The organism is Bradyrhizobium sp. SZCCT0153 (genome assembly GCF_018129995.1).
GTDB classification, from domain to species: domain Bacteria; phylum Pseudomonadota; class Alphaproteobacteria; order Rhizobiales; family Xanthobacteraceae; genus Bradyrhizobium; species Bradyrhizobium japonicum_G.
Map to the genome: position 1 here is coordinate 48551 of NZ_JAFCKS010000001.1, position 21885 is coordinate 70435.

The 21885-nt window shown below is 66.1% G+C and carries 16 protein-coding genes; 10 read left to right on the top strand and 6 right to left on the bottom strand.

Going from position 1 to position 21885, the window contains the following annotated elements; translation table 11 throughout:
* Positions 1–30: 30 nt before the first annotated feature.
* From JQ572_RS00240 to pdeM, 4 genes are all read left to right on the top strand, one after another.
* On the top strand, positions 31–957 hold the full coding sequence (locus JQ572_RS00240) for a class I SAM-dependent DNA methyltransferase (protein WP_211382365.1): 927 nt from the start codon (positions 31–33) through the stop codon (positions 955–957).
* Positions 958–1073: 116 nt separating this feature from the next.
* Positions 1074–2303 carry an ABC transporter substrate-binding protein gene (locus JQ572_RS00245; RefSeq protein WP_211380997.1) on the top strand — a complete coding sequence of 410 codons (1230 nt, stop codon included), beginning with the start codon at positions 1074–1076 and terminating at the stop codon, positions 2301–2303.
* 97 nt (positions 2304–2400) lie between these two features.
* Positions 2401–5076 (top strand): ligase-associated DNA damage response DEXH box helicase, encoded by a 2676-nt coding sequence (locus JQ572_RS00250; RefSeq protein WP_211380998.1) that lies wholly within the window; start codon positions 2401–2403, stop codon positions 5074–5076.
* A 53-nt stretch (positions 5077–5129) separates the two neighbouring features.
* Positions 5130–5801: a ligase-associated DNA damage response endonuclease PdeM gene (gene pdeM, locus JQ572_RS00255; RefSeq protein ID WP_211380999.1), complete on the top strand. Its 672-nt coding sequence runs from the start codon at positions 5130–5132 to the stop codon at positions 5799–5801.
* A 97-nt stretch (positions 5802–5898) separates the two neighbouring features.
* Here pdeM and JQ572_RS00260 read toward each other — a convergent pair whose 3' ends face one another.
* Positions 5899–6762 carry a LysR family transcriptional regulator gene (locus JQ572_RS00260; RefSeq protein ID WP_211381000.1) on the bottom strand — a complete coding sequence of 288 codons (864 nt, stop codon included), beginning with the start codon at positions 6760–6762 and terminating at the stop codon, positions 5899–5901.
* A 98-nt stretch (positions 6763–6860) separates the two neighbouring features.
* Here JQ572_RS00260 and JQ572_RS00265 point away from each other — a divergent pair, with 98 nt between their 5' ends.
* On the top strand, positions 6861–7772 hold the full coding sequence (locus JQ572_RS00265) for a DMT family transporter (RefSeq protein ID WP_211381001.1): 912 nt from the start codon (positions 6861–6863) through the stop codon (positions 7770–7772).
* Between the two features lie 12 nt (positions 7773–7784).
* Entirely contained in the window at positions 7785–8558 is a 774-nt protein-coding gene (locus JQ572_RS00270) for an MBL fold metallo-hydrolase (RefSeq protein WP_211381002.1), read from the top strand.
* A 25-nt stretch (positions 8559–8583) separates the two neighbouring features.
* Here the strand turns inward: JQ572_RS00270 and JQ572_RS00275 are convergent, their stop codons facing one another.
* The 4 genes from JQ572_RS00275 to JQ572_RS00290 form a co-directional block, all read right to left on the bottom strand.
* On the bottom strand, positions 8584–9354 hold the full coding sequence (locus JQ572_RS00275; RefSeq protein WP_211381003.1) for a TIGR02186 family protein: 771 nt from the start codon (positions 9352–9354) through the stop codon (positions 8584–8586).
* A complete protein-coding gene (locus JQ572_RS00280; RefSeq protein WP_211381004.1) occupies positions 9351–10268 on the bottom strand; it encodes a sulfite exporter TauE/SafE family protein in 918 nt (305 codons plus the stop codon). Before JQ572_RS00280 ends, JQ572_RS00275 begins: the two co-directional genes overlap by 4 nt.
* Positions 10269–10832: 564 nt before the next feature.
* Entirely contained in the window at positions 10833–14279 is a 3447-nt protein-coding gene (locus JQ572_RS00285) for a tetratricopeptide repeat protein (RefSeq protein ID WP_211381005.1), read from the bottom strand.
* 212 nt (positions 14280–14491) lie between these two features.
* The gene (locus JQ572_RS00290) at positions 14492–15082 is read right to left on the bottom strand and encodes a PadR family transcriptional regulator (protein WP_211381006.1); all 591 of its coding nucleotides are present in this window, start codon (positions 15080–15082) and stop codon (positions 14492–14494) included.
* 203 nt (positions 15083–15285) lie between these two features.
* On the opposite strand from JQ572_RS00290, the gene JQ572_RS00295 reads away from it, so the two are divergent.
* The 4 genes from JQ572_RS00295 to JQ572_RS00310 all read left to right on the top strand — a co-directional run bounded on the left by JQ572_RS00295 (position 15286) and on the right by JQ572_RS00310 (position 21021).
* Positions 15286–15669 carry a nuclear transport factor 2 family protein gene (locus JQ572_RS00295; RefSeq protein ID WP_211381007.1) on the top strand — a complete coding sequence of 128 codons (384 nt, stop codon included), beginning with the start codon at positions 15286–15288 and terminating at the stop codon, positions 15667–15669.
* A 48-nt stretch (positions 15670–15717) separates the two neighbouring features.
* Entirely contained in the window at positions 15718–17508 is a 1791-nt protein-coding gene (locus JQ572_RS00300) for an acyl-CoA dehydrogenase C-terminal domain-containing protein (protein WP_211381008.1), read from the top strand.
* Between the two features lie 72 nt (positions 17509–17580).
* Positions 17581–18789: an acetyl-CoA C-acetyltransferase gene (locus JQ572_RS00305; protein ID WP_211381009.1), complete on the top strand. Its 1209-nt coding sequence runs from the start codon at positions 17581–17583 to the stop codon at positions 18787–18789.
* An 18-nt stretch (positions 18790–18807) separates the two neighbouring features.
* On the top strand, positions 18808–21021 hold the full coding sequence (locus JQ572_RS00310) for an FAD-dependent oxidoreductase (RefSeq protein ID WP_211381010.1): 2214 nt from the start codon (positions 18808–18810) through the stop codon (positions 21019–21021).
* A gap of 505 nt (positions 21022–21526) precedes the next feature.
* Here JQ572_RS00310 and JQ572_RS00315 read toward each other — a convergent pair.
* On the bottom strand, positions 21527–21835 hold the full coding sequence (locus JQ572_RS00315; protein WP_211381011.1) for a hypothetical protein: 309 nt from the start codon (positions 21833–21835) through the stop codon (positions 21527–21529).
* Positions 21836–21885 lie beyond the last annotated feature (50 nt).

Consider the following 21885-nt stretch of genomic DNA (forward strand, 5'->3'; position numbering starts at 1 on the left):
TCAAGCCCGGCAATGACAATCGGTTCCCCGATGCCCCTGCGTCTGTTCCAAACCTCCGGCGATCTCATGGCCGACCGCCGCTTCGAGTTCGCGCGCGACCTCCAGCTCAAGGGCGATCTGCCCGCCGCCGCCGACCTCATCGAGCAGGCCATCGAGCTCGCGCCGAACTTCACCTCCGCCTGGTTCACGCTCGGCGAAATCCGCAGCCAGCTCGGCGAGCGCGACAAGGCGATTGCCGCGTTCCGAGAAGCGCGCCGGTCCGATCCCGAGGACCAGCACGGCGCCCATCTGCATCTGATACGCCTCGGCGACGAGCAATTGTCCGAAATGCCCAAGGCCTATGTGCAGGCGCTGTTCGATCAATATGCCCCGCGCTTCGAGCACACGCTGATCAACGATCTCGGCTATCGCGCGCCGTCCCTGATCTTCAAGGCGGTGCTGGCCGCGCGCGTTGCCGCGAAGAAGCCAGCCCTGTTCAAGCGCGCCATCGATCTCGGCTGCGGCACCGGGCTTGCGGCGGCTGCTTTCGCAAGACAGGTCGATCATTTCACCGGCATCGATCTGTCGCCCGGCATGATCAAGCAGGCGCGCGCCACGGATCTGTATGCCGAGCTCGAAATCGCCGACATGATCGAGGGCCTGCGCGGCAAGGGCGACGCGAGCGCGAACCTCGTCGTCGCTGCCGACGCGTTCGTCTATCTCTCCGATCTCGCGCCGGTGCTGAGCGAAGCCAGGCGCGTGCTCGCGCCCGGCGGCGTGCTCGCCTTCACGCTGGAGACGCATGACGGCAGCGGCATCGTGCTCGGCGAAGGGCTGCGCTATGCCCACTCTGCGGAATATGTCCGCGGTGCCATCGCCGGGGCGGGCCTCAAGCTTCTGACGGTGGAGCCGGCCTCGCCGCGCAACGAAAACAACGAGCCGGTGCGCGGCCTCGTCGTCGTCGCCGAGAAAACTTGAGTCTAGGCGCTAAAGGCCCTGCCATTTAAGCGTCATTGCGTCGCAAAGCGGCGACTTCTCACTTGCGATGCGCGAGGCGATGTCAGCACAATGCGCGCACCAGGGAGAGACAAATAATGACCAAGAATCCATCGCGGCGCGATTTCAGCGCCGGCGCATTCGCCGCCATCGCTGCATCGACCTTGCCCGCGCCCTACGTCTGGGCCGCGGAGAAGAAATACGATGCCGGCGCCAGCGACACCGAGATCAAGATCGGGCAAACCGTGCCGCATTCCGGCCCCGGCTCGCTCTACGGCGTGCTCGGGCGCATCGGCGAGGCCTATTTCCAGATGCTGAACGAGAAGGGCGGCATCAACGGGCGCAAGGTCAAGTTCCTGACCATGGACGATGCCTACAGCGCGCCGAAATGCGTCGAGGCGACGCGGCGCCTGGTCGAGCAGGAAGAAGTGCTCGCGCTCTACGGCTCGCTCGGCACCGCGCCGCAGACCGCCGTGCACAAATACCTGAATTCCAAGGGCGTGCCGCAGCTGCTGCTCAACACCGGCGCGTCGAAGTGGAATAATCCAAAAGAGTTCAAATGGACGATGGCGGGCCTGCCGCTCTATCCGACCGAGGCGCGCATCCTGGCGCGCCACGTCGTCAGCGTGAAGCCGAACGCGAAGGTCGGCATCCTCTACCAGAACGACGATTTCGGCCGCGACTTCCTCGGTCCGTTCAAGAAGGTGCTGGCCGATGCCGGCGGCACCGCCCAGGTGATCATGGAGCAGACCTACGATCTGACCGATCCGACGGTCGATTCCCAACTCATCAACCTCTCGAAGTCGGGCGCGGACGTGTTCTACAACATCTCCACCGGCAAGGCGTCGTCGCAGTCGATCCGGAAGGTCGCCGAGCTCGGCTGGAAGCCGCTGCAGCTGCTGTCGGCCGGCTCGACCGGCCGCTCGATCCTCAACGCCGCGGGTCTCGAGAACGCCGCCGGCATCGTCGCGATCCGCTACAACAAGGAGGTCGGTCTGCCCAAATGGGAGAAGGACCCCGACGTGATGGCGTTCGAGGAGCTGCGCAAGAAGTACACGCCGGCGATCGATCAAGACAACACGATCGCGTTCGCCGGCTACGGCCAGGCCGTGACCATGGGCGAGATCCTGCGCCGCTGCGGCGACGATCTCACCCGCGCCAACGTGCTGAAGCAGGCCTCGAACCTCAACGGTTTCCACTCGCCCTACTTCCTCGACGGCGTCACCTACAGCTACACGCCGGACGACTACACGCCGATGAAGACGCTCTTCATCTCCACCTTCACCGGCAAGGATTGGGATATCTCCGACAAGCCGATGTCCGAGTAGGGGCGGCACCGCTGTTTCTCTCGCCTCTCCCCGCAAGCGGGGAGAGGCGAAGACCGCCCCCTCGACGAACCCACCCCCACGGCTTACCTGTGATGCCGTGCCGCCCCGCATCCTGAAATCCTCGGCCGAGCCGGCCGCGCTGCTGCCCGACCGTTTCCAGCAATGGTTCGCGGCCCGCGGCTGGTCGCCGCGCGCGCATCAATTGGCGCTGCTGAACAAGGCGCGCGAGGACCGCTCGGCGCTGCTGATCGCGCCGACCGGCGCCGGCAAGACGCTGGCGGGATTTTTGCCGACACTGGTGGAGCTGTCTTCTCCCTCCCCCCTTGCGGGGGAGGGGCGGGGAGGGGGGTGGCCACGGGCACCGCTCGTGGAGCTACCCCCCTCCCGGCAGCCGGCGGCTGCCGACCTCCCCCGCAAGGGGGGAGGTGACAACAAGCTCGTCTCTACCGGCCGCAGCCTGCAACGGAGCGGCGGCCTCCACACCCTCTACATCTCGCCGCTCAAGGCGCTCGCCGTCGACATCGCCCGCAACCTGGAGCGGCCGATTGCCGAGATGGGCCTGCCGATCAAGGTCGAGACCCGCACCGGCGACACGCCGGTGTCGCGGCGGCAGCGGCAGCGCCGCTATCCGCCGGACATTCTGCTGACGACGCCCGAGCAGGTCGCCCTGCTGCTCTCCTCCGACGACGCGCCGTTCCTGTTCTCCTCGCTCAAGCGAATCGTGCTGGACGAGCTGCATGCGCTGGTCACGTCCAAGCGCGGCGATCTCTTGTCGCTGGGCCTTGCGCGGCTGTGGCGGCTGGCGCCGCAGATGCGCGCCATCGGCCTGTCGGCGACGGTGGCCGAGCCGGAATCGCTGGCGCGCTTCCTGGTGCCGCAACCGAAGGACAAGGCGGAATCGGCCGACATCGTCATGGCCGGCGGCGCGGCGCCGCCGCTGGTCGAGATGCTCGACACAAGCGAGCGGCTGCCCTGGGCCGGCCACAGCGCGCGCCATGCGCTTCCCGAGATCTACCAGCTGATCAAGGCGAACAGGACCACGCTGGTCTTCGTCAACACCCGCAGCCAGGCCGAGATGCTGTTCCAGAATCTCTGGAGCATGAACGACGACAACCTCGCGATCGCGCTGCATCACGGCTCGCTCGACGTCGCCCAGCGCCGCAAGGTCGAGGACGCGATGTCGGCCGGCAAGTTGCGCGGCGTGGTCTGCACCTCCTCGCTCGACCTCGGCGTCGACTGGGGCGACGTCGATCTCGTCGTCAATATCGGCGCGCCCAAGGGCTCCTCGCGTCTGATGCAGCGCATCGGCCGCGCCAACCACCGCCTCGACGAAGCCTCGCGCGCGGTGCTGGTGCCTGCGAACCGCTTCGAGGTGCTGGAGTGCCGCGTCGCCATCGACGCCATCGCGGAGAATGCGCAGGACACGCCGCCGCTGCGCACCGGTGCCCTCGACGTGCTGGCTCAGCATGTGCTCGGCTGTGCCTGCGGCGAGCCGTTTTTCTCCGACGAGCTCTACGACGAGGTGCGCACCGCCGCGCCCTACGCGGATCTCACACGGCAGGATTTCGACGACGTCGTCGATTTCGTCGCCTCCGGCGGTTACGCGCTGAAGACCTATGAGCGCTTCGCCCGCATCAAGCAGGACAAGGAGGGGCGCTGGCGCGTCGCCAATCCAAAGGTGCGGCAGAGCTACCGGATGAATGTCGGCACCATCGTCGAGGACGACATGCTGAAGGTGCGGCTGGTGCGCTCGCGCGGCGGCGGTCAGGGAAAGGCAGGCGGCTCGACGGGCGTGATCGCGCGCGGCGGCAGGCTGCTCGGCGAGATCGAGGAAGCCTTCATCGAGGGCCTCAGCCCGGGCGACACGTTCGTGTTCAGCGGCGAGGTGGTGCGCTACGAGACCCTGGTCGAGGACCAGGTCTATGTCTCGCGTGCCAACGACAAGGACCCGAAAGTGCCGTCCTACATGGGCGGCAAGTTTCCGCTCTCGACCTATCTTGCCGAACGCGTTCGCCGCCTGCTCGATGACGCCCGCGCCTGGGGCGCTTTGCCGGAGCAGGTGCGCGACTGGCTGGCGCTGCAAAGGGACGTCTCCCGCGTGCCGGCGGTGCGCGAGCTGTTGGTCGAGAGTTTTCCCCGCGCCAACAAGCATTACATCGTCTGCTATCCCTTCGAGGGACGTCTCGCGCACCAGACGCTCGGCATGCTGCTGACGCGCAGGCTGGAGCGGGCCCGCGCGCGGCCGCTCGGCTTCGTCGCCAACGAATATGCGGTCGCGATCTGGGCGCTCGGCGACATGTCGTTCATGATCAGGGACGGCAGAATCGACCTCAATGCGCTGTTCGACCCTGACATGCTCGGTGACGATCTCGAGGCATGGCTCGCCGAATCCGCCCTGATGAAGCGCACGTTTCGCAATTGCGCGATCATCTCCGGCCTGATCGCGCGCCGGCATACCGGCGAGGAGAAGAGCCGCCGCCAGGTGTTGTTCTCGACCGATCTCGTCTACGACGTCCTGCGCAAGCACCAGGCCGACCACGTGCTGTTGCGCGCCGCCCGCGCCGATGCCGCAACCGGCCTGCTCGATCTGCGCCGCCTCAGCGACATGCTCACCCGCATTCAGGGCCGCATCACGCACCGGGAACTCGACCGCGTCTCCCCGCTCGCCGTCCCCGTGATGCTGGAAATCGGCCGCGAGTCAGTCTATGGCGAAGCTGCAGACGAGTTGCTGGCCGAAGCCGCCGACGAGCTCGTCAAAGAGGCGACGGGATAAGGGCAGGTTTTGACGTGACGCTAGGCGCGCTGGTTTCAGGGGATGTCGAGGACATGCGCGTTTCCAGAGTCACCGTCAGCGACGTGACCTTCGCCGCCGATCTCTCCGGCGCCCTGTTCTGGGAAGCGCAGCGCCTGCTCGTCGTGTCCGACCTGCATCTGGAAAAAGGCTCCAGCTTTGCCACCCGCGGCGTGCTGCTTCCGCCTTACGACACGCTCGCCACGCTGGGCCGTCTCGCTGCTGTCATCTCCCGCCATGATCCGCGAATCGTCATCGCCCTCGGCGACAGCTTTCACGACCGCACCGCGCATGAACGCCTTTCGGCGGATGATCGTGAGGCCGTCAGCGCGCTCCAGGCCGGCCGCGACTGGATCTGGATCTCGGGTAATCACGATCCGATGCTGCCGCGCGATCTCGGCGGCACCATCGCGGATGAAGTCGCGATCGGCCCGATCACCTTCCGCCACGAGCCGACCGGCGCGCATGGCGAGATCGCCGGGCATCTGCATCCCAAGGCCCGCGTCTCCGCGCGCGGCCGCTCGATGGAGCGCCGCTGTTTTGCCAGTGACGGGATGCGCGCCGTGATGCCGGCCTTCGGCGCCTATGCCGGCGGCCTCAGCATCCGCGACGCCGCGTTCGCAAAAATCTTTCCGAAGAACGGTTTTGTCGCGCATCTGCTCGGCGACCGCCGCGTGCACGCGATTGCCGCGTCGCGGTGTTATTAGAGCATGATCCGGAAAAGTGCGAAGCGGTTTTCCGAAAAGATCATGCTCAAACAAGAACATGAAGCGCGATGACGATTCATCTCAATCTCATCGCGCTTTAGGCCGCCTTCGCCTGCACATTGTCGCAAAACTCCGCGAGCCGGTCGGCCAGCCGCAGCGTCGCGGGGCTGGCGCCGGGCGAGGCCATCAGCGCCACCTCGGTCCGGTTGATCGGCGCAAAGCCGTCCTTCGCCGTCAGCACGCGGTGGTCGGACTGGATCGACATTTCCGACAGGATGCTGAGGCCCATGCCGGCGGCGACGGCAGCCTGGATGCCGGCGAGGCTCGATGACGAATAGGCCATGTGCCAGGCGCGGCCTGCGCTTTCCAGCGCGTGGATGGCGCCGGCGCGATAGAGGCAGCCGAGCGGAAATCCGATCAGCGGCACCGACGCGGCGTTGACGTCGATCGGATGGCTCTTGCTGGTGACCCAGTGCACCTGCTCCGGCCACACCGCGATCGCGCCCTTCTCGCCGGCCCCGCGCTTGAACAGCGCCAGATCCAGCTCGCCGCGTTCGAGGTCCCGGGACAGGTTCTTGCTCTGGTCGGCGCGCACGTCGAGCCGCAGCCCCGGGTGCGAGCGCGAAAACGCGCCCAGCAGCTTGGCGAGACGATAGGCGGCAAAATCCTCGGGAATGCCGAGCCGGATCGCGCCTTCGCCGCCCGGCTGGCGCAGCACGTCGCGCGCTTCCTCGGCGAGCGAGAGCAGCCGCCGCGCATAGGACAGCAGTCGCTCGCCGGCTTCGGTCGGCCGCACGTCCTTGCCGTCGCGATGCAGCAGCACCTGGCCGACATCCTCCTCCAGCCGCTTGATCTGCTGGCTCACGGTCGATTGCGTGCGGTGGACGCGCTCGCCGGCGCGGGTGAAGCCGCCGGCATCGACCACCGAGACGAAGCTCCGCAGGAGCTCGAGGTCGAGCATGGCTACCTCCATTGGAAAAATCACTGATAGCGAGTTAATCATTTAATTTCCAAATGGCAAGCCTCCTCCCTAAATCGGGGGCTCAGGAGAATGCCCCCATGTCGCTCGCCCCCTCGATTGCCGTTCCCCGCGGCCGCTTCAATACGCTTCCGCTCGCGATCGGCCTGTTCTGCCTGCTCTGGAGCTATGCCTTCGTCGCCGGCAAGATCGGCGTCACCCATTGCCCGCCGCTGATCCTGCTCGCCGCGCGCTTCTCGCTCGCCGGCATCCTGATCCTCGGGGCCACGATGGTTCGTGGCGACTGGTCCTTGTCATGGCGCGACGCCGCCATCTTCGCCGTGCTCGGCATCGCCAACAACGCGCTCTATCTCGGTCTCGGCTACACCGGCCTGCAATCGGTCTCCGCCGGCCTCGGCGGCCTGATCGTGTCGGCCAATCCGGTGTTCACCGCGGCGCTCGCCGCGCTGTTGCTCGGCGAAGGAATGACCTGGCGCAAGGCGAGCGGTCTGTTGCTCGGCATCATCGGCGTCACGCTGATCGTCTGGCATCGCCTGTCGGTCGGTACCGACAGCCTGCACGGCATCGTCTTCACGCTGGCCTCGCTTGCCTCGATCGTCGCCGGCACGATTCTGTTCAAGCTGCTCGCCCCGAAGGGCAGTCTGTGGATCGGAAACGGCGTGCAAAATCTCGCTGCCGGCATCGTGCTGACGCCGGTCGCGCTCACCTTCGCCGACGTCCACGCGATCGATGTCACGCCGAGCCTGATCGGCGCTTTCGCCTTCCTGGTGCTCGGCGGCTCGATCCTCGCCTACTGGCTCTGGTTTCATCTCCTGAAAGTGTGTGGCGCCACCGCCGCCAGCGCCTATCATTTCCTGATGCCGCCGCTCGGCATGCTGTTCGCCTACCTCGTGCTCGGCGAGCATGTCGAGGCCCGCGATCTGCTGGGGATCATTCCAGTGGCGCTCGGCATCTACCTGGTGACGCGGCCCGCAACAAAGCCGGCCGCGTAAGAGGAGTTCATCATGCCCATTTCCATCACCCTGATCGGCGGCCCCACCGCACTGATCGAGATCGACGGTTTCCGCCTGCTCACCGATCCGACCTTCGATGCGCCCGGCGCTTATCAGCTTCCGCATGTGAAGCTGGAGAAGACCACCGGCCCCGCAATGAAGGCCGATGCGATCGGGCCGATCGACGCCGTCCTGCTCAGCCACGACCAGCACTCCGATAATCTCGACAATTCAGGTCGCGAATATCTGCTCAAGGCGAAGCGCGTGCTGACGACCGAGGCCGGCGCCAAACGCCTCGGCGGGCATGTCGAGGGCCTCGTGCCCTGGGGCACCGCACATCTGAAGGATCGTGACGGCAATTCGCTGACGATCACCGCGACGCCCGCGCGTCACGGCCCGGCCGGCATCGAACCGCTGTCGGGCGACGTCATCGGCTTCGTGGTGTCGTCGAGCCGGAAGGACACCAGCCCGGTCTATATCAGCGGCGACACCACCTGGTTCGACGGCGTCGCCGAGGTGGCGCGCCGCTTCAAATGCGGCGTGGTGCTTCCCTTCGCGGGCGCCGCGCAAACGCGCGGGCCGTTCCATCTCACCATGGACACCAACGACACCATCGAGACCGCGCGCGCCTTTCCGGATGCGACGATCGTGCCGGTGCATACCGAGGGCTGGGCGCATTTCCGCCAGAACGGCGAGGACCTGCGCAAGACGTTCGACCTGCTGGGCTTCGGGACGCGGCTGCGGCTGCTGGAGCCCGGCGTGCCGACGGTGCTGGAGGCGCCGTGAACGCGCCACACCGTCGGAGGATGCCTCAATCCTTCCGGAACACGATCGAGGCCATCCATCCCGTCATCAGCGCCATGGCGGCGGTGACGAGGCCGTAGATCAACCCGTTCTGCCGGGCGGTGGTGGCGACGAACTGCTCGAAACCGACCTTGACGATCTCGAACGCGGTCTCGGTCTTGCCGATGAACGCGCCGTCGGCAAACAGCTTGATCTCGACCTCATAGGTGCCGATCGGCACCTCCGCCGGCAGCGGAATGCCGGTGCGGAACAATGTCGGCGTCAGGAACGTCACCGCGCTCGGATCCTCGCGATAGAGACCGCGCTGGGTCCGCAGGCGGATGAAGCCGGAGCGGAACGCGTCGTTCGGTACCACGTCGGCATAATCGCCGCTGACGCGCTGGGTCAGCAGCACGTTGTTGAGCCCGACCTGCTGCCGCCGTGCGATTTCGGGCGAGGTGATCGCCTCGAAGGAGCGGTTGGCGAACAGCGCGAGATAGCTCGGCACCTGCAGGAATTGCCGGTAGTCGGTGTTGATCCAGATCCCGAAGACGCGCTCCTTGCGCCGCGTCACCATGTCGGCGCGCGGGCCCATCACGGTGACGACGAGATCGTAGGTCTTGCGGCCGGCAGGCGTGGCGGTGTCCTTCTCGACCGAGCCGAACAGCACCAGTTCCTCGCCGGAATAGTTCGGGGTGACCGTGACGCGATGGTTGGAGACCGACACGATCAGCCGCTCGGCGCGTGCGGCGGAGCCGAGCAGCAGAACGAGCAGGACCGCGAGGGCTGCGCGCATCATCCGCTCACTCCCATCTCGCGGATGGTGAAGAGATCCTCGGGCCGGATCACCAGCTCGATGGCGAAGCGGACGCCGACCGAGAGGATCAGGAGGCCGAGCAGCAGCCGCAGCTGCTCGCCGCGGATCTTCTGGCCGGCGCGGGCGCCGAACTGCGCGCCGGTGACGCCGCCGACCATCAGGATCAGCGCCAGCACGGCGTCGACGAGGTGATTGGTCACCGCGTGCAGCAAGGTGGCGAACAGCATCGTCACCAGCGTCAGCACCATCGAGGTGCCGATCACCGTCGAGGTCGGCACCCGCAGCAGATAGATCATGATCGGCACCAGGATGAAGCCGCCGCCGATGCCCATGATGGCGCCGATGAAGCCGATCACGATGCCGACGATCACGACCGGAATCACGGACAGGTAGATCTTCGAGCGCTTGAACCGCATCTTCAGCGGCAGGCCGTGGATCCAGTTGTGCGTGCGCCGCGGCGGCACCGCGCCGCGCCGGGTCCGCATCAGGGCGCGCAGGCCTTCCGAAAACATCACGCTGCCGACCGTGGTGAGCAGCACGACATAGGACAGCGCGATCATCAGGTCGAGCTGGCCGAGCGCGCGCAGCTGCGTGAAGGTCCACACCCCGAGCGCCGTCCCGGTCACGCCGCCGCACAATAGCACGCTCGCCAGCGCGGGATCGATCGCGCGTCGCCGCCAATAGGCGAGCGCGCCGGAGAACGAGGACGCCGCGATGTGGCTCGCGACGGAGGCGACCGCGACCGCCGGCGTGATGCCGATGAAGATGAGCAGCGGCGTCATCAGGAAGCCGCCGCCGATTCCGAACATGCCGGAGACGAAGCCGACCGCGGCGCCCATCGCCAGCACCAGGAAGACGTTGACCGGCAGATCGGCGATGGGGAGATAGAGCTGCATCGAAGGACCACGCTCCGGCGAGACGGATCGATTGCGCGGAATGCTCGCAGGAGGGCAGAACGATTGCCGCGTCCCTCAATAGCGGAATTCGCCGCCGGGAGGGACCAGGAATTTCGGGCGTGGTGAATGTGGCGGGTGAGCGCTCGAGCGGAATAAACTTGGTTGCTACGGAGAAGGTGCGCTTCCTCCCCCGCCTGCGGGGCGGGGCTATCGCATATGAAGAAAAGCGTGGCTGGCAGCTTGCTTGCGGCCCATCCTTCGAGACGCCCGCCTACGGCGGGCCCTCAGGATGAGGTCGCGTTTTGCGGTGAGATATCAGACCCTCATGGTGAGGAGCCCGCCAAAGCGGGCGTCTCGAACCATGCAGGCCGAGCTCTTTCGGAAACCTCCCGCTGTCATATGCGATAGCCCCGGCCTGCGGGGGAGGGTTGGGGAGAGGGTGTCTCCTCAATCGAGAATCCCCAAGAGGAGAAAGCCCTCACCCGGCGCTACGCGCCGACCTCTCCCGCAAGCGAGAGAGGTGCACCGAGCCCGCGGCCCGCTGGTTTGATCCGCTGTCCGGATTTAATGCGCGGCGGAGGCCGCGCGCTTGGTTGCGACCGGCTTGGCCGCCGGTTTTGCGTTCGCCTGCGGCGCGCTGTCCCAGCCACCATTCGGGGCCGGAACATTGACCGCATCATCCGGCTGCGGCTCGGCGCTGAAGGTCTGGATCGCGAGCTTGGCTGCGGCCAGCGATTGCGGGTCCAGACGCTTGGCGACGTCGTCGCGCTTGCCCGCCGCATCCGCATCGCCCTGCGCGGCCGCGAGGGTGAACCATTTGTAGGATTCGGCGAGGTTCTGCTCCACACCGATCCCGCGGGCATAGAGGATGCCGAGGTTGAACTGGCTGTCGGCGACGCCGCGATCGGCCGCCTTGCGGAACCATTGCGCCGCGCTCTTGTAATTGGCGCCGCGTCCGCCGCCATCGGCGTCGAGCACCGCGAGATTGTGCATCGCCTTGGCGTTGCCGCGCTCGGCGGCCTGCGCGTAGTAGCGGCGGGCGATGTCGGCGTCCTTCTTCACGCCGAGGCCCTTCTCGTAGAGCGTGCCGAGGCGGAAGGTCGCGGGCACCACGCCGGCCTGCGCCGCGCGATCGTACCATTTGGCGGCTTCGTCGTAATTCGCAGCGACGCCCTTGCCTTCGGCAAAGCGCACGCCGATCTCGTAGGCCGCGGTCGCATCGCCCTTCATCGCAGCGCTGCGCAAGCCCGGGCCGCCGATGGCGTCAGGCAGTTTTTCGCTCGGCGGCACCTGGATCATGGCGAGTTTCGCGCGGCTCGTGCCCGACAGCGCGCCGGTGACGTCGCTGGAGGCAGGCTGCGGGGCTGCGGCAGGCGCCGGCGGAATTTCGACCGAGGCCGAGTTGCCGGCATTCGCGGGCAGGGCCGGCGCGGCGTTGTTCTGCGATTGCTTTCCGATCGGCGTCGGTGAGGTCATCGACGGTGTGATCTGCTCAGGCGCCGACGGCTTTGTCTCGACCGGCGGCGGTGCCTGCGGCGCGGGCGAGGAATTCTCCATCGCCTGCGGTGCCGGCGGCGCGCTGCCGCCGTCGAGCAGATTCATCGCCATCTTGAAGGTGCCGAGCACGATCACGACCACGCTCGCGCCGACCAGCAGCGAGCGGATCTTCGAGGTGATGGTCGAGCCGCCTTCCTGGCCCTTGTCCTTGGCGCGGGCGATTGCGGCCTTGGCGCCGCGGGCCGGCTTCTCGGGCGGCTGCGCGGCGGCGGCCTGCGCCGCGCGGCGCGCGGCTGCGATGAAGCTCGATGAGGACACCGGCTCCTTCGGCGCGGCGGGAATTTCGCTGATCGCGCTCTCGGAGGCGGCAATCCGCTCCGACGGCGTGGCGACGCGTGCGCCCGGCCGTGTGCCCGGTTCGAGCGGATGATCCGGCGGCAATTCGGGCGCGAGCACGGCGCGTGCGGGCGCCGTATGCGGCTCCAGGATCTCGCTGATCGCGCGCGGCGGTAGAGGCGGCGCGGCTTGCGGCGCCATCGGCATCGGCGGCGGCGCCGCGGGGGCGGCAGCGGCGTGGAATTCGCGCGGCGCAGCGACGAAGGCGCCCGGGGGTGCGTGTTGCGCGGCAGCGGGGTTCGGCAGCTCGGGCTTCGGATCGTATTTCGGCTGCTGCTGCGCTTGCTGCCGCGGCTCGAGCGCCATCGGCGCGGGCTCCAAGGGAGCGGCCAAGGAAGCGGCCATGGGAGCGGCCATCGGCATGGGCATCGGCTGCGGCGCAGGGGCTGACGGCGCCGTGCGCACCGCGCGCAGATCGCCCTCGATCATCGAGAGGCGGTCGACGACGTGGCCGAGTGCGTTGTGAACGGCTTCGAGCGAGTCCTGGGTGGTGCGGTTGGTCTCGGCCTGGCTGAAGCGGATGTCGGAGAGCTCGCGCTTGACGATATCCACCACGCCGGAATCGGAAGGCGGGGTGGAGTTGCGGCTCTCGGCCAGCGCGGAATAGGTCGCCTGCTGGCGTTCCAGGTGCCGCAGGATGTCATGCAGCCCGTCCTCGACGCGGCTGAGATTGCCGTTGCGCGGATCGGAGGCGGCCTCGATCCGCTCCAGCAGATACGACACCCGCTGTTCGAGATGCGCGAACGTCGATGCGGAATCGTTGCCGACCTGCATGCGGTCGAAACGGTCCGACAGCGCACGGATCGCGCCTTCCAGATGCTCGGTGCTCTCGGATGGCTGAGGCCGCTCGCGCGTTTCCAGAGCGGCGGTGAGCGCCGCGATGCGCTGCTCCAGCACGGCAAAACTGTCGCCGTTGCCGGACGAACGGGTGACCTGGTCGACCTTGGACGACAACAGCTGTACGTCTTCCGAGAGCCGAGCCAGCGCTTCGTTGGAGGCGACGTTGGACACGATGCTGCGCAGCGCCGAGATCGCGCCTTCGAGCTGGCGCACTGTCGACGGATCGTCATTGGCGCGCAGGATCAGATCGAGCTTGGCGCCGAGATTGCGGATCGCCTCGTCATAGCCGGTGAGCTGCTCGGCCGGCGTCAGCGTGCGCAGCACCTGCTTGATGTCGGACAGCGCGTGCTCGATGCCGGACAGGACCTGACCGTCGGTGCCGTTGGAGCGGGTCTCGTCGATGCGCCGGTGCAGCGAGCGAATCTCGTTCTCGATCGATTCGATCGCACGGCGCGGCATCGCCTCGGTGATGGCGTGGCGGATCTCCGCAAGCTCGCTGCGGAAGGCGTTGATCGCCTGCTCGGTATTGTCAGGGCGCTGCAGCGACTCGATCTGGCTCGTGATCTTGAGCAGATGGCGCTCGAGCGCGGAGAAATCCGGCCCCGGCTGCGGTGGCGGCGGCGCGTAGGCCGGCGGGGGCGGCGCTATCGGGGCCACGAAAGGAGCCGCCGCGGGTGCGATCGACGGCGCGGCGCGCGGCGGCATCTGCCGCGGCGCAAAGCCGTCGAGCTCGCTCTGCCGTGCCGTGATCTCGGCGACGGCAACGTCGAAGGAAGCGGGGCTCAGGGGCGGTGAATTGCGATAGACCTGCGCTGCCGCGCGCTCGACCGCGTCGGCCTGGCGCTGGCGCGCGTCGATTGGAGCGGTGCGCGGGACCTGAGGCTGCTGCGGTTGAGACTGCGGCGGCTTCGAGATCTGCGACAGCCGCGCGTCGAGCCGCGAGATTGCGTCGTTGAGCTGGCGTGCCACGCCCTGCTCGCGCGAGACCTCCTGGCGCGGCGCGGGCTTTGAAATCCGTTCGATCTGCTGGGTGATCGCGTCGAGCCGCTGGTGGATGTCGGCGACTTCGCGGCTTTCCTGACTCGCGGCCTGGCTCGGAACGTTCGGAGGTTGCGGACGCTGGTCGTGAGGTCCGCGAAAGTTCGGCGGGGCAGTCTCGCCGAGCGTGGAGTTCAGCCAATCGTTGAGTGACATGCCGGCACGACGCGCAGCGGCTTCGGCCCGCTCCCGGACGGATGGATCGATGCCGTCAGCACTCCACGATACGCGCGAATTCATGACTCTGTCCGGTTCCGACTCCGGCGCCCCACCCGGCGCCTCCAGTCTCCCCTCGCGTGCCGGTTGCAAGACAATCGGATTTGGCGCGGGTCGTCTGCCTCGAAAACCGACTTTTGTCTGTTACGGTAAATAACGGGTTAAGGAACCGGTTGACGGTGTCTTAAAGTTGGGCGGCGGGAACCCAGGGGCGGACCTCTCCCGCTTGCGTGCCCTCAGCCCTTCCCCTCGCGCTTGCCGTCATCGAGCGGCACCACGGTGCCCTTGCCGCTCATCGCCGACAACGCCTCGAGAGCCTCTTCGCAAAAATCGGCGACCAGCTGCTCATGCCGGGCGCCGAGCTGAAGCAGGAGCAGATTGCCGAGGTCGAGCACGCCCGACGCCGTCCCTTCCGGAAAACGTTTCTTGAGAATCCGCTCGTAATTGTCGTGCCGGTCGCGATGGTGCTCCAGCCGGGCCATCAAATCGGTCCGCATGGGTTCGATCTCGATGCTGTCGAGCGCATGCAGCCGCACCAGGAGGTCGTCCTTGATCGACGGCGGGGTGCTTGGCCGCGCGGCCCAGTGCCGCAGAGCTGTTCGGCCCTCGGGAGTCAGCGTATAGATCAATTTATTGGGTTTGCCCGATTGCACGACCTCGCGACCCTGGATGTAGCCGCGGTCGCGCAGCTTGGAGAGCTCGCGGTAGATCTGCTGGTGGTCGGCCTTCCAGAAGAAGCCGATCGAGGAGTCGAACGTCTTGGCGAGCTCGTAGCCCGTCATCGGCCGTTCCGTCAGGCATGCGAGGATCGCGTCGCCCAGCGCCATGGCATCGGCCTCTCTTCATCGACATTAACCAACCAGCTTGACTTTATGCGCATCGGCGCATATGCGTCAATGTGCATATGAGGTAGCCCCGGAAAGAGGGCCAGCACCGCCCCAACAACCTCAACGGAATCAGCCTTCGCGCTACTGTGCATGGGGTTGTTTTCGCGTTTTTTGCCAAGGCCCTTTAGGGAGGCACCCTGACAATGACCGGCCTCGACTCCTGGTACGGGTACATGAAGTCCCACGACCGCGCCGCGTTGTGGGACCTGCTGCATCCCGACGCCGTCTTCGAAAGCCCCGTCGTGCATTCGCCGCAGCGCGGCCGCGACATCACCTTCAAATATCTCGCCAGCGCCGAGAAGGTGCTCGGCGGTCCCGGCTTCACCTATGTCGGGGAATGGAAGAGCACCAGCGGCGCCGTGCTCGAGTTCAAGACCATGATCGACGGCATCGAGATCAACGGTGTCGACATCATCACCTTCGATGCCGAGGGACGCATCACGCATTTCAAGGTGATGGTGCGTCCGCTCAAGGCGATCAACATGCTGCATCGCCTGATGGCGGAGCAGCTTGCCGCCCAATCGTAGAAACCACTTCGAGGCCCAACTACTTCAAGGTTATGCCGGGAGACCACCATGCCGATCTATAAAGCCCCCGTCGAAGACGTGAACTTCCTGCTCAACGACGTCTTCCAGATCGACCGCTACGACAATCTGGCCGGCTTCTCCGATGCGTCGAGCGACGTGCGCGAGGCGATCCTGGGAGAAGCGGCCAAGCTTGCCGAGGAAGTGCTCCAGCCGCTGAATCGTGTGGGCGATCTCGAAGGCTGCAAGCGCGCTGACGACGGCAGCGTCACCACGCCGAAAGGATTCAAGGACGCGTTCAAGCAGGTCGCCGAGGGCGGCTGGCTCGGTCTGTCGGCCCCGACCGAGTTCGGAGGGCAGGGGCTGCCGGTGACGCTGAGCCAGGCGGTCAACGAATTCCAGATATCCGCCAACATGGCGTTCTCGATGTATGGCGGCCTCACCATGGGCGCGACCGCCGCGCTGATCGTGCACGGCTCGCCGGAGCAGAAGCAGACCTACGTGCCGAAGATGGTGGCGGGCGAGTGGACCGGGACCATGAACCTGACCGAGCCGCATTGCGGCACCGATCTCGGCATGCTCCGCACCAAGGCGGTGCCCCAGGCCGACGGCAGCTACAAGATCACGGGCACCAAGATCTTCATCTCGGCCGGCGAGCATGACCTCGCCCCCAACATCATCCACCTCGTGCTCGCCCGTATCGAGGGCGCGCCGGCCGGCATCAAGGGCGTGTCGCTGTTCGTGGTGCCGAAATTCCTGGTCAATGCCGACGGTTCGGTCGGCGCCCGCAACGGCGTGGTCTGCGGCTCGATCGAGCACAAGATGGGCATCCACGGCAACTCCACCTGCGTGATGAACTACGACAGCGCCACCGGCTGGCTGATCGGCGAAGAGAACAAGGGCATGCAGGGCATGTTCGTGATGATGAACGAGGCCAGGCTCGGCGTCGCCGTGCAGGGCCTCGCGCAGTCCGAGGTGGCCTATCAGAACGCGGTCGCCTATGCCCGGGATCGCATCCAGGGCCGCTCGCTCACCGGCGTCAAGGCGCCGGACAAGGCGGCCGATCCGATCATCGTGCATCCCGACGTGCGCCGCACGCTGCTGTCGATCCGCGCCTTCAACGAGGCAGCGCGCGCCTTCGTGATGTGGACCGCGCTGAAGAGCGACGTCGCCCATCGCTCCGAGGATCCCAAGGACCGCCAGGCCGCCGACGATCACATGGGCCTGATGACCCCGGTGCTGAAGGGCTTCCTCACCGATTACGGCTTCGCCAACGCGGTGCAGGCGCAGCAGATGTATGGCGGCCACGGCTACATCGCCGAGCACGGCATGGAGCAGTTCGTGCGCGATGCCCGCATCGCGATGATCTACGAAGGCGCCAACGGCATCCAGGCGCTGGACCTCGTCGGCCGCAAGCTGCCGCGCGACGGCGGCCGCGCCATCATGGCCTTCTTCGGCGAGGTCATGGCCTTCGCCAAGGAGAACGGCGGCGACGAGGCGATGAAACCCTTCATCACCCCGCTCTCGGCCTCGCTCGGCCATCTCCAGCAGGCCACCACCTGGCTGATGCAGAACGCGATGGCAAAGCCGGACAATGCCGGCGCCGCCGCAACCGATTACCTGCATTTGTTCGGCTTCGTCGCGCTCGGCTACATGTGGGCGAAGATGGCGAAGGTGACGAATGCCAAGATTGCCGAGAGCGGGGCGACGCCCTATCTCTCCACCAAGCTCGTCACCGGGCGCTTCTTCATGGAGCGGATGCTGCCGGAGACCGCCGCCAATCTTGCGCGGATCCAGGCCGGCTGCGCCACCATCATGGAATTGCCGGCGGAAGCGTTCTGAGGCTTCCCGCTTCACCAATGATTGCGACCGCGCCGCGGTCGCCACCAACATAACTGCAATCAGGAGGCTCCCATGGCAGATGCCTATATCTATGATCACGTCCGCACCCCCCGCGGCCGCGGCAAGGCTGACGGTTCGCTGCACGAAGTCACGGCGCTCGCGCTCGCCACCGTGCCGCTGAAGGCGCTCAAGGACCGCAACAATTTGCCTGAGGATTCCGTCGACGACGTCATCCTCGGCGTGGTCGACCCGGTCGGTGAAGCCGGCAGCGACATCGCGCGCTTTGCCGCGCTCAAGGCAGGCCTCGGCGAAGCCGTGCCCGGCGTGCAGATCAGCCGCTTCTGCGCCTCCGGCCTCGACGCCGTGAACTTCGCCGCCGCGCAAGTGATGAGCGGCCAGCATGATCTGGTGATCGGCGGCGGCGCCGAATCGATGAGCCGCGTCGGCATCGGCGCCTCCGGCGGCGCATGGCCGATGGATCCCTCGATGGCCGTGCCGGCTTACTTCATGCCGCAGGGGGTCTCCGCTGATCTGATCGCCACCAAATACGGCTTCTCGCGTGACGACGTCGATGCCTATGCGGTGCAGAGCCAGCAGCGCGCGGCGAAGTCCTGGGACGAAGGCCGCTTCGACAAGTCGATCGTCCCTGTGAAGGACATCAACGGCCTCACCATCCTCGCCAGGGACGAGCACATGCGTCCCACCACGACGATGCAGTCGCTGGCGCAGCTGCAGCCGTCTTTCACCATGATGGCGCAGATGGGCGGCTTCGACGGCGTCGCGGTGCAGTCGCATCCGGAGATCGAGCGCGTCAATTACGTGCACCACGCCGGCAATTCGTCGGGCATCGTCGACGGCGCCGGCGCCGTGCTGCTCGGCAGCAAGGAGGCGGGCGCGAAATACGGCCTGAAGCCGCGCGCGAAAATCCGCGCCTTTGCGAACGTCGGCTCGGAGCCCGCAATGATGCTGACCGGCCCGGTCGACGTCACCGAAAAGCTGTTCGCGCGCTCCGGCATGAAGAAGTCGGACATCGACCTGTTCGAGCTCAACGAGGCCTTCGCCTCCGTCGTGCTGCGCTACATCCAGGCCTTCGACATCGACAACGCCAAGATCAACGTCAATGGCGGCGCCATCGCGCTCGGCCATCCGCTCGGCGCCACCGGCGCGATGATTTTGGGCACCGTGCTCGACGAGCTCGAGCGCACCAACAAGGCGACCGCACTGGTGACGCTGTGCATCGGCGGCGGCATGGGCACCGCCACCATCATCGAGCGCGTTTAAGGGTAGGGAGCAACCAACATGGCTTACAACAACTTCAAGGTCGAGACCGATGCCGACGGCATCGCGCTCGTCACCTGGGACATCCCGGGCCGTTCGATGAACGTGCTCGACGAGACCTCGACCAGCGAGCTCGACGCGATCGTCAAGGCGACCACGGCCGACGCCGCGGTGAAGGGCGTCGTCATCACCTCGGCCAAGGAGGCGTTCTGCGCCGGCGCCGACCTGTCCATGCTCGAAGGCATGAACCAGGCCTACGCAAAGGTGTTCAAGGAGCAGGGCGAGACCGCGGCGAACCAGATGCTGTTCGACCAGAGCCGCCGCTTCTCGCAGGTGCTGCGCTCGATCGAGACCTCCGGCAAGCCGTGGGCCGCCGCGATCAACGGCCTCGCGCTCGGCGGCGGCTTCGAGATCACGCTGTGCTGCCACTATCGCGTGGCGTCGGAGAATCCCAAGACGCGGCTCGGCCTGCCCGAGGTCAAGGTCGGCCTGTTCCCCGGCGCCGGCGGCACGCAGCGCGTGCCGCGCCTGGTGCCGCCGCAGGACGCCATGACGATCCTGCTCAAGGGCGATCCGGTCACGGTCGAGAAAGCCAAGGCGCTGAATTTGATTCACGCCATCGTTCCGGCTGCCGATCTCGTCAAGGCGGCGAAAGACTGGATCAAGGGCGGCGGCAAGGCCATCGCGCCCTGGGACGAGAAGGGCTTCAAGCTGCCGGGCGGTCCGGTGTTCTCCAAGGCCGGCATGATGATGTTTCCGGCCGGCAACGCCATCTATCGCCGCGAGACCTACGACAATTACCCGGCCGCGCGCGCGATCATGAGCTGCGTCTATGAAGGCCTGCAGTTGCCGATCGACGCTGCGTTGCGCGTGGAGTCGCGCTATTTCACCTCGGTGCTGCGCTCGAAGGAAGCGGCCGCGATGATCCGCAGCCTGTTCCTGTCGATGCAGGAGCTGAACAAGGGCGCGCGCCGTCCGAAGGATGTGCCGCCGACCAAGGTGAAGAAGATCGCCGTGATCGGCGCCGGCTTCATGGGCGCGAGCGTCGGCTACGTCTCGGCCCGCGCCGGCCTCGACGTCGTCCTGATCGACCGCGACCAGGAGAGCGCCGACAAGGGCAAGGCGCATGCGCAGAAGGTGATCGAGGAGCAGATCAAGAAGGGCCGTGCCAAGCCTGGCGACGCGGAAGCCCTGCTCGCGCGCATCACGCCCACCGCCGACTATGCCGCGTTGAAGGACGTCGACCTCGTCATCGAAGCCGTGTTCGAGGACCGCAAGGTCAAGGCTGATACCTTCGCCAAGGCGCAGGAGCACATGAAGCCCGACGTGATCTTCGCCTCGAACACCTCGACCCTGCCGATCACCTCGCTGGCCGAGAGCTTCAAGGACCAGGGCAAGTTCGTCGGCATCCACTTCTTCTCGCCGGTCGAGAAGATGATGCTGGTCGAGATCATCAAGGGCAAGAACACCGGCGAGGTCGCGCTCGCCACGGCGCTTGATTACGTCCGGCAGATCGGCAAGACGCCGATCGTCGTCAACGACAGCCGCGGCTTCTTCGCCAATCGCTGCGTCGGCCGCTACGTCGCCGAAGGCAACGAGATGTTCCTCGAAGGCGTGCCGCCGGCGATGATCGAGAACTGCGCCAAGATGGCCGGCATGCCGGTCGGCCCGCTCTCGCTGTCGGACGAAGTCGCGCTTGACCTCGGCCTCAAGATCATGAAGGCCACCGAAGCCGACCTCGGCCCGAACGCCATCAACCCCGATCAGAAGAAGCTGATGGTGGAGCTGGTCGAGAAGCAGGGCCGCCTCGGCCGCAAGAACAGCAAGGGCTTCTACGACTATCCCGAGAAGGGCAAGGGCCAGAAGAGCCTGTGGCCGGGCCTCTCGGCGCTGCAGCCGAAGCAGCTCGACCCCGACACGCTCGATGTCGAGGAGCTGAAGCAGCGCTTCCTGGTGGTGCAGGCGGTGGAAGCCGCGCGCACGGTCGAGGACCACGTCATCACCGATCCGCGCGAGGCCGATGTCGGCTCCATCCTCGGCTTCGGCTTCGCGCCGTTCACCGGCGGCACGCTGTCCTACATCGACTTCATGGGCGCGAAGACATTCGTCGAGCTTTGCCACAAGCTCGAGGCCAAATACGGCTCACGCTTCACGCCGCCGAAGCTTCTCGAGGAGATGGCGGCGAAGGGCGAAACTTTCTACGGCCGCTTCGCGCCGAAGAAGGCTGCGGCCTGAGTCGCAACCTTGGCCCGGATGTCCCGCAGCGGCATCCGGGCTCCGCCTCCGAAATATTGAGGCAACAAAGGCCGGATCATCGATCCGGCCTTTTGTCCTTCCAGGCGGTCCCATCACGGTTGCGTCAGGATCATTTCCGCTTTGTGGAACCCGTCACAGAATTCGCGTAGAGACCGTGCCAGAGTTAAAGGCGTCGCGATGTCGCGCAATTGTCATATGCGCGTCAAAGCGGCGCCGTTCTTTTGCTCGGCCTTGGCATTACTTTTGCTCACGGAATGAATCGACTTGGACTGCGAGCCTTGATGGGACACTTGCCGATCCATCGGCGGGTTGAAGACGAAATAAGAAAGTGCGTTTGATGAACTCTTTGGTCCTGCGGAAGACCGCGCTCAGTCGCGATCTCGCCGGGAAGTACGCGGTTGCCTCCGCACGAACATGCCCGCTGCCGATGCAGAAGCCTGCGCGTTTGCGCCGCAAGGGGCCGGTGTTTTGGGCAATGCTGGCGTTAGTCGTTCTGGCCGCGGATCTTGCGCTCGCCCTGCTCGCGTGGCTCGCCGTTGATCTCGTCATGAGCTGAGACGTCCTGCCCATACAGCAGATACGTCATGGCCAGATAGGCGAGCTGACAGACGGCAAGGCAGGCGGCAATGATGGTCACGCCGACGACTAGGCCGTACTCGTTATATTTGAGGACGCCTGCGGAAAAGATCGCGATCAACGGGGAAATCACCACCAGCGCCCAGATCCTGAAAAAATAACCTGTCGCCATCCCCACCAATGCGCTCGCAACGATCAGGACGAAGGCAATCGTCAAGCTCAACTCCAATGAGAGTGCAAATAATCTTCAATCAATTCTGACAAGCT

Coding starts and splice junctions, on each gene's coding strand:
- JQ572_RS00295 (WP_211381007.1), top strand. CDS start 15,286: ATGACCGGCCTCGACTCCTGGTACGGGTACATGAAGTCCCACGACCGC.
- JQ572_RS00285 (WP_211381005.1), bottom strand. CDS start 14,279: ATGAATTCGCGCGTATCGTGGAGTGCTGACGGCATCGATCCATCCGTC.
- JQ572_RS00290 (WP_211381006.1), bottom strand. CDS start 15,082: ATGGCGCTGGGCGACGCGATCCTCGCATGCCTGACGGAACGGCCGATG.
- JQ572_RS00270 (WP_211381002.1), top strand. CDS start 7,785: ATGCCCATTTCCATCACCCTGATCGGCGGCCCCACCGCACTGATCGAG.
- JQ572_RS00280 (WP_211381004.1), bottom strand. CDS start 10,268: ATGCAGCTCTATCTCCCCATCGCCGATCTGCCGGTCAACGTCTTCCTG.
- JQ572_RS00300 (WP_211381008.1), top strand. CDS start 15,718: ATGCCGATCTATAAAGCCCCCGTCGAAGACGTGAACTTCCTGCTCAAC.
- JQ572_RS00275 (WP_211381003.1), bottom strand. CDS start 9,354: ATGATGCGCGCAGCCCTCGCGGTCCTGCTCGTTCTGCTGCTCGGCTCC.
- JQ572_RS00305 (WP_211381009.1), top strand. CDS start 17,581: ATGGCAGATGCCTATATCTATGATCACGTCCGCACCCCCCGCGGCCGC.
- JQ572_RS00240 (WP_211382365.1), top strand. CDS start 31: ATGCCCCTGCGTCTGTTCCAAACCTCCGGCGATCTCATGGCCGACCGC.
- pdeM (WP_211380999.1), top strand. CDS start 5,130: ATGCGCGTTTCCAGAGTCACCGTCAGCGACGTGACCTTCGCCGCCGAT.
- JQ572_RS00265 (WP_211381001.1), top strand. CDS start 6,861: ATGTCGCTCGCCCCCTCGATTGCCGTTCCCCGCGGCCGCTTCAATACG.
- JQ572_RS00245 (WP_211380997.1), top strand. CDS start 1,074: ATGACCAAGAATCCATCGCGGCGCGATTTCAGCGCCGGCGCATTCGCC.
- JQ572_RS00310 (WP_211381010.1), top strand. CDS start 18,808: ATGGCTTACAACAACTTCAAGGTCGAGACCGATGCCGACGGCATCGCG.
- JQ572_RS00260 (WP_211381000.1), bottom strand. CDS start 6,762: ATGCTCGACCTCGAGCTCCTGCGGAGCTTCGTCTCGGTGGTCGATGCC.